1 protein-coding gene is annotated in these 320 nt (G+C 68.4%); it reads left to right on the top strand.

Annotation, left to right across the window (positions count from 1 at the left end; translation table 11 throughout):
- Nucleotides 1–42: 42 nt before the first annotated feature.
- Nucleotides 43–320 (top strand): hypothetical protein (locus E0702_RS16260; RefSeq protein WP_240721794.1); only part of this gene is annotated, 278 nt, incomplete at its 3' end.

Raw genomic sequence — 320 nt, 5'->3', positions numbered from 1 at the left:
GGCTGGGTCTTCACCCAGGACCAGCTGAAGGAGCGCTACGCGATGAAACCCGCCGCCCAGGCGCTGGTCGCCGAGATCGTGCGGGAGTTCGACAAGCGCGACGTCGCACTTGCCATCGTGGTCCCGCCCCCTCGCCCGATCATCGCAGGCCAGGCGCACCTTGACGCGGCGATGGGCGAGGCGCACCATGACCTCGACGCGGCACAAGCCTCCTTCGGCGACCTCATCACGGGGCTCGCCGCGACCGGGGCCATCGTGCCCAATCTGCAAGAGCTTGCCCTCAGCGATGCGGACCTGCGCGCCGCGTTCTACTTCAAACG

This window comes from Halomonas marinisediminis (assembly GCF_004347715.1).
Lineage (GTDB): Bacteria > Pseudomonadota > Gammaproteobacteria > Pseudomonadales > Halomonadaceae > Halomonas > Halomonas icarae.
This window is presented reverse-complemented; position numbering and strand designations above follow the sequence as displayed.